This window comes from Nocardioides sp. NPDC000445 (assembly GCF_040300245.1).
Lineage (GTDB): Bacteria > Actinomycetota > Actinomycetes > Propionibacteriales > Nocardioidaceae > Nocardioides.
Genome location: NZ_JBEPDH010000026.1, coordinates 83787 through 90517, shown reverse-complemented (window position 1 = coordinate 90517; position 6731 = coordinate 83787). Strand labels below are relative to the sequence as shown.

The window sequence follows — 6731 nt, the reverse complement described above, 5'->3', positions numbered from 1 at the left end:
ACCATCGTCAAGATCGCCGTCGAAGAAGGCCAAGAGGTCGCCGAAGGCGACGTCGTCATCGTCATCGAAGCCATGAAGATGGAACAACCCCTCAAGGCCCACAAGACCGGCACCATCACCGGCCTCAACGCCACCATCGGCGAGACCGTCACCAACGGCGCCGTCATCGCCGAGATCAAGTAGCTGAAGGGACCTGTGATGACACCAGCGCCTGCGACTCTCCCCAGGCCCCAGTCACGCGGCAACGTGAGCATGCAGTGGCTGGCGACGGCGCCGCAGACACAGCCCCGGCACTCTCGCGACCGATCGCCGTGGGGGACCGTACACATCCGAAGGAACGGCACCCAGCGAACGGCCTGCGGAGAACCGACCGCGCTCTGGTACACCTTCTGGGAGCTCCCGATCAACATGACGTCTCCCGAGATGTGCCGGTCGTGCGCGCAACGTGCCGCGGGCGAGCCCGCGACCATGGCGGGTCGCTGATGCGGATCATCATCATGGGCCCGCCGGGCGCCGGTAAGGGAACTCAGGCCAAGCACCTCGCCCGGCACTTCGGCATCCCGGCCATCTCCACCGGCGACATCTTCCGCGCCAACGTATCGCTGGCCACTCCACTCGGTCTGGAGGCCAAGCGCTACCTGGACGCCGGTGAGTACGTGCCGGACGAGATCACCAACAACATGGTCCGCGACCGGATCGGCGAGCCCGACGCATCCAACGGCTTCCTTCTCGACGGCTATCCCCGCACGCTCGCACAGGTCGAGGAGCTCGACGGGATGATCAGCCCCACCGGCGACGAGATCGACGCCGTCATCAGCCTCGTCGTCGACGAGGACGAGGTGGTCGAGCGGCTGCTGCAGCGTGCCCAGACGGAGGGCCGAGCCGACGACACCGAGGACATTATCCGCCGTCGTCAGGAGATCTATCTCGAGCAGACGGCGCCGCTCATCGACGCCTACCGCGAGCGCGGTCTCATCGTCGAGGTCGACGGTCTCGGCGAGGTCGACGAGGTCACCAAGCGGATCCTCAGCGCCTGCGATTCATCCGCCGAAGCCGTCTGCTGACACGCGAACGGTGACATCGGTTGCTGCCACACCGGGGCGGGTATCGCCCCGGTGTGGCAGCCGCTCAAAGCGCGTGGCGCGGGTTGGGCGACCAGGCAGAGTAGTTCGTAGCACTCGCCGTACTCGACCTCCACCGTCAGGAGACGTGAGATGGACACGACCACTGCGATCACCCGCTTCGACGAAGTCCGGGCCGACACCGAACGCCTCGCCGCACCCCTCTCCCCCGAGGACCAGACGGTCCAGTCGATGCCGGACGTCTCCCCCACCAAGTGGCATCGCGCGCACGTGACCTGGTTCTTCGAGACCTTCGTGCTGGCCGAGAACGAGCCCGGCTTCACACCGTTCCAGGACAAGTACTGGTTCCTCTTCAACAGCTACTACGAGCAGGTCGGGCCGAGGTACGCACGGCCGATGCGCGGCGTGATCAGCCGCCCGGGCGCGTACGAGGTCGGCGACTACCGGCGCAACGTCGACGACCGGGTGCGGGACCTGCTCGACCGCGTGGACGAGGGCACCTTCGCCAAGCTCGCCCCGACCATCGAGCTCGGCTTCCACCACGAGCAGCAGCACCAGGAGCTGCTGCTGATGGACATCAAGCACGTGCTCTCGCTCAACCCGCTGCAGCCGACGTACGCCGGGCGTCCGGTCTCGGCCGGCGGGACCGACCGGCTGGGGTGGGTCGACCTCGACGGCGGTCTGGTCGAGATCGGGTCCGAGGGCGGTGGGTTCTGCTTCGACAACGAGCTGCCACGGCATCAGCAGTGGCTGGAGCCGTACCGGCTCGCCGACCGGCTGATCACCAACGGCGAGTGGCTGGAGTTCATGGCGGACGGTGGCTACCGGCGCCCCGAGCTGTGGCTCTCGGACGGGTGGGCGCGGGTCAACGCCGAGGGCTGGGAGGCGCCCTTCTACTGGCGCGAGCTCGACGGAAAGTGGTTCGAGCACACCCTGCACGGCACGTCGCCGCTCGACCCGGGGCTGCCGGTCTGCCACCTGAGCCACTACGAGGCCGATGCGTACGCCACCTGGGCCGGCAAGCGCCTGCCCACCGAGGCCGAGTGGGAGCACGCCGCCCGGACGTACGAGGTGGTCGGCAACCTCGCCGACCGGGACAGCTTCCACCCGCGGGCGGCCGGCCCCTCGACCGGCGGCCTGCGACAGCTCTTCGGGGACTGCTGGGAGTGGACCTCATCGGCGTACCTGCCCTACCCGGGCTTCCACCCCGCCGCCGGTGCGATCGGCGAGTACAACGGAAAGTTCATGTCGAGCCAGATGGTGCTCCGTGGTGGCTGTGCGCTCACCCCGCCGGGACACACCCGAGCCTCGTATCGCAACTTCTTCCCGCCTGGTGCGCGCTGGCCCGTCACCGGGCTCCGGCTCGCCGACGACGGGCGTCGTGCGTGACCTGGTCGGCAGCCGTCACCTGTGCCCATCGCGGCATCCTCGGACCACCCCACACCCACGTCGACTGGGCCTGTGACCACGACTACTGCCCTGCTCCGCTGCGACTCGGCCCATGGACCGCCGCGGTCAGCGGCACCATCGACGACTCGTGGACGCGCATCCTCGACAAGGCGCAGCAGGAGCGCCTGCCGATCGGCTCTGCCGTGGTCCAGATCGCCAACGAGATAGCGGTCGGAGGCTTCTCCGTTCTTCTCAGCGACGGGGAGGAGCTCGCCCTGCTGACCGGGGACGAGGGCGGCCACCTGGTCGAGCCGGCGTCCTGGGAGTACGTCGTCAGCGGCCGGCCGCTCCCGGGCGCTCCGTCCACCTCGATCCCGCCGCGCACCATCGGCGTCCTCAGCCCGTGCGGGCCCACCTGGTGGCGACTCGACATGCCGCTTCACAACCCGAAGGAGAACCTCGCGTGACCCTCGACAGCACCGACCTCACCACCCTGCTGACCGCCGAGAACCTGCGCCGGAGCCTCGCGGAGGACGCCCGCACCGGCTTGAGCGCGTCGCCGAAGTGGCTCCCGCCGAAGTACTTCTACGACGAGCGTGGTTCGGAGCTGTTCGAGGAGATCACCCGGCTGCCGGAGTACTACCCGACCCGCACCGAGCGAGCGCTGCTGACCGAGCATGCCCAGGAGATCGCCGAGGCCTCCGACGCCGAGGTGCTTCTCGAGCTCGGGTCCGGGTCCTCGGAGAAGACCCGGCTCCTGCTCGACGCGCTGACGCGGACCGGCCGGCTGACGACGTACGTCCCCGTCGATGTCAGCGCCAGCGCGCTCACCCAGGCGATGGACGCGCTCGCCGCGGAGCGTCCGGGGCTCGCCCTGCACGGTGTCGTCGCCGACTTCGACCAGCATCTCGGGCAGCTGCCGACCCCGGGACGCCGGCTGATCGCGCTCCTCGGAAGCACGCTGGGCAACTACGACCGCCCCGGCCGCGAGCGGTTCCTGGGATCGGTCGCCGCCGCCATGCAGCCCGGGGAAGGTCTGCTGCTCGGGCTGGATCTGGTCAAGGACCCCGGGCAGCTGGTCGCCGCCTACGACGATTCCGCCGGCGTGACCGCCGAGTTCAACCTCAACGCGCTGCGCGTTCTCAACCAGAGCCTGGGCGCCGACTTCGATCTCGACGGGTTCCGGCACCTGGCGCGGTGGAACACCGACGAGGAGCGGATCGAGATGCGCCTCGTCGCGCAGGACTCCGCCCGCGTGGAGCTGAGCGAGCTCGAGCTCGTCATCAAGTTCGACGAAGGTGAAGAGCTCCTCACCGAGCTGTCCTGCAAATTCCGTCGCAGCATCGCCGCACTCGAGCTCGCCGCGGCGGGCTTCAGCGACCTTCGCTGGTGGACCGATCCGGAGGAGGCGTACGCGCTCGTCCTGGCCACGCGCTGAGCCGACCGCTCCGCCGCCTTCTCGGCTCAGCTCAGGGCACTTCGCTGTCGAGCAGGGGCTGCAGCTGCGCCTGGATGGCGGCGGGCGTGGCCGAGGTGCGCAGCACGACCACGGTGGAGGACGGCTCGAGCCCTGAGGGCTGATAGCGCTCGAGGGCGACCCGCATCGCCTGGTCGAACTCGCTCTCGGGATCGGAGGTCTGGTCCCGGAGCCAGCGTCGGAGCACGTAGTTGTGGGCGGTCACGAGGTCGGCCGCCAGCAGATCGGCGCGCAGATGTCCGTCAGGCAGGTGGGACATCCACTCCCGAAGCCAGCGTGCGAACAGCCGCTGGTACTGCTGGATGCCACCCGTCTCACGGGCACGAAGGGCTGGCACCGAGCCGACCAGGCGGTAGCGCGCTCGCGCCAGCTCCCCCTCGTCGAGGTAGTGACGCAGCACCACGCGCGCCGCCTCACTCAGCGCGACGGCGCGCGTCGCCGGGGTCGCGGCGGCCAGACGCCCGTCGATGCGACCGAGCAGCAGGTCGTGCTCGGGAAAGATCACGTCGTCCTTGGACCCGAACGCACGAAAGAAGGTCGTACGCCCGACGCCGGCGCGACGCGCGATGTCCTCGGCGGTCGTCGCGTCGAAGCCGCGTTCCTCGAACAGTTCGTACGCCGCGGCGACCAGGCGATCCTTCGTCGTCGCTGATCGAGGCTTCTCGCTCATGACCTGAACCTACTTGTTGGTACGCCGTTCCGTCTATAAGGTACGGCGTACCAACACATAGGAGGCTGCACATGAACGGGTTCAACCGCGTCGGCGTCGTCGGCGCCGGACTGATGGGGGCCGGCATCGCCGAGGTCGCCGCGCGCGCCGGCAAGGACGTCGTCCTCATCGACGCCAACCCCGCGGCCGCCGAGGCCGGCCTCGACCGGCTGCGGGCCTCCCTCGAACGGGCCGAGCAGCGCGGCAAGATCAGCGACGCCGCCGAGGTGCTGGAGCGCATCACCGTCAGCAGCGACCTCGAAGCACTCGCCGACCGCGACCTGGTCATCGAGGCGATCGTCGAGGACGAAGCCGCCAAGACCGCGCTGTTCACCCGGCTCGACGCCATCGTCACCGACCCCGAGGCCGTACTGGCCTCCAACACCTCCTCCATCCCGATCATGAAGCTCGCGGTCGCCACCGAGCGGCCCGCGCAGGTGATCGGGCTGCACTTCTTCAATCCGGTCCCCGTGCTCTCCCTGGTCGAGCTCGTGCCCAGCCTGCTGACCGCGCCGGAGACCGCCGACCGCGTGCGTACGTTCGTCGAGAACGACCTCGGCAAGCACCCCATCGACTCCCAGGACCGGGCGGGCTTCGTGGTCAACGCGCTGCTGATCCCGTTCGTGCTCTCCGCGATCCGGATGCTGGAGTCCGGGTTCGCGACCGCCGAGGACATCGACCAGGGCCTCGTCCGCGGTGCGGCCCACCCGCAAGGACCGCTGGCGCTGGCGGACCTGATCGGGCTGGACACGACCAAGGCCGTGGCCGAGTCGCTCTACGAGGAGTTCAAGGAGCCGCTCTACGCCCCGCCCCCGCTCCTCGCGCGCATGGTCGACGCCGGTCTGCTGGGCCGCAAGACCGGCCGCGGCTTCTACCACTACTGACCCGAGCCATCGATCAAGGAGGCACCATGTCCGACGACTTTCCCTACCTCGAACTCGCCGACCACCACCTCGACCTGCGCGAGGCAGTGCGTGCGATCGCGGTGAACAAGATCGCTCCGTACGCCGCAGAGGTCGACGCCGCCGCGCGGTTCCCGACCGAGGCCTACGACGCGCTCGTCGCCTCCGGCCTCCACGCGGCGCACGTGCCCGAGGAGTACGGCGGCGAGGGCGCCGACGCCCTGGCGACCTGCATCATCATCGAGGAGGTCGCTCGCGTGTGCGCCTCCTCCTCCCTGATCCCCGCGGTCAACAAGCTCGGCAGCCTCCCGCTCATCCTCGCTGGTTCCGAGGAGATCAAGCAGCGCTATCTGCCTCCGCTCGCGGCAGGCACCTCGACGTTCTCCTACGCCCTCTCCGAGCGCGAGGCCGGCTCCGACACCGCCTCCATGAAGACCCGAGCCGTCCGCGACGGCGACCACTGGGTGCTGAGCGGCCAGAAGTCGTGGATCAGCAACGCAGGTGTCTCCGACTACTACACGGTCCTCGCGGTCACCGATCCTGACGGCCGGCGCGGATCCAACGTGAGTGCCTTCGTCGTGGAGAAGGGCGACGAGGGGTTCACCATCGGCGCACCCGAGAAGAAGCTGGGCATCAAGGGCTCCCCCACCTGCGAGCTGATGTTCGACGCCGTCTACCTGCCTGACGACCGCATCATCGGCGAACCCGGCACCGGCCTCCAGCTCGCCCTGCGCACCCTGGACCACACCCGCATCACGATCGCCGCTCAAGCCGTCGGCATCGCCCAGGGCGCTCTCGACCACGCACTGGCCTACGTCCAGGAGCGCCAGCAGTTCGGCAAGCACATCGCCGACTTCCAGGGGATCCAGTTCATGCTCGCCGACATGGCGATGAAGCTCGAGGCCGCCCGCCAGCTCGTCTACGTCGCCGCCGCCAAGTCACAGCGGGACGCCGGCGACCTGTCCTTCTTCGGAGCAGCCGCCAAGTGCTTCGCGAGCGACACCGCCATGGAGATCACCGTCGACGCCGTCCAGCTCCTCGGCGGAGCCGGCTACACCCAGGACTTCCCCCTCGAGCGCATGATGCGCGACGCCAAGATCACCCAGATCTACGAAGGCACCAACCAGATCCAGCGCGTGGTGATGGCACGCCAGCTGCTCGGGAAGCGGTAG

At 69.0% G+C, this 6731-nt stretch carries 8 protein-coding genes; 7 read left to right on the top strand and 1 reads right to left on the bottom strand.

Going from position 1 to position 6731, the window contains the following annotated elements:
* The 5 genes from ABT304_RS27390 to egtD all read left to right on the top strand — a co-directional run.
* Positions 1–183: acyl-CoA carboxylase biotin carboxyl carrier protein subunit (locus tag ABT304_RS27390; RefSeq protein ID WP_350719802.1), on the top strand; the 183-nt coding region annotated here is incomplete at its 5' end.
* A 299-nt stretch (positions 184–482) separates the two neighbouring features.
* On the top strand, positions 483–1064 hold the full coding sequence (locus ABT304_RS27385; RefSeq protein ID WP_350720112.1) for an adenylate kinase: 582 nt from the start codon (positions 483–485) through the stop codon (positions 1062–1064).
* A 150-nt stretch (positions 1065–1214) separates the two neighbouring features.
* The gene (gene egtB / locus ABT304_RS27380; protein WP_350720106.1) at positions 1215–2471 is read left to right on the top strand and encodes an ergothioneine biosynthesis protein EgtB; all 1257 of its coding nucleotides are present in this window, start codon (positions 1215–1217) and stop codon (positions 2469–2471) included.
* Positions 2468–2938 carry a hypothetical protein gene (locus tag ABT304_RS27375; RefSeq protein ID WP_350720104.1) on the top strand — a complete coding sequence of 157 codons (471 nt, stop codon included), beginning with the start codon at positions 2468–2470 and terminating at the stop codon, positions 2936–2938. Before egtB ends, ABT304_RS27375 begins: the two co-directional genes overlap by 4 nt.
* Positions 2935–3909 (top strand): L-histidine N(alpha)-methyltransferase, encoded by a 975-nt coding sequence (egtD, locus tag ABT304_RS27370; protein ID WP_350720102.1) that lies wholly within the window; start codon positions 2935–2937, stop codon positions 3907–3909. Before ABT304_RS27375 ends, egtD begins: the two co-directional genes overlap by 4 nt.
* Before the next feature lie 31 nt (positions 3910–3940).
* Here egtD and ABT304_RS27365 read toward each other — a convergent pair whose 3' ends face one another.
* On the bottom strand, positions 3941–4618 hold the full coding sequence (locus tag ABT304_RS27365) for a TetR family transcriptional regulator (protein ID WP_350720100.1): 678 nt from the start codon (positions 4616–4618) through the stop codon (positions 3941–3943).
* Between the two features lie 71 nt (positions 4619–4689).
* Between ABT304_RS27365 and ABT304_RS27360 the strand changes: the two genes are divergently transcribed.
* Entirely contained in the window at positions 4690–5541 is an 852-nt protein-coding gene (locus tag ABT304_RS27360; protein ID WP_350720098.1) for a 3-hydroxybutyryl-CoA dehydrogenase, read from the top strand.
* 26 nt (positions 5542–5567) lie between these two features.
* Positions 5568–6731 (top strand): acyl-CoA dehydrogenase family protein, encoded by a 1164-nt coding sequence (locus ABT304_RS27355; RefSeq protein ID WP_350720096.1) that lies wholly within the window; start codon positions 5568–5570, stop codon positions 6729–6731.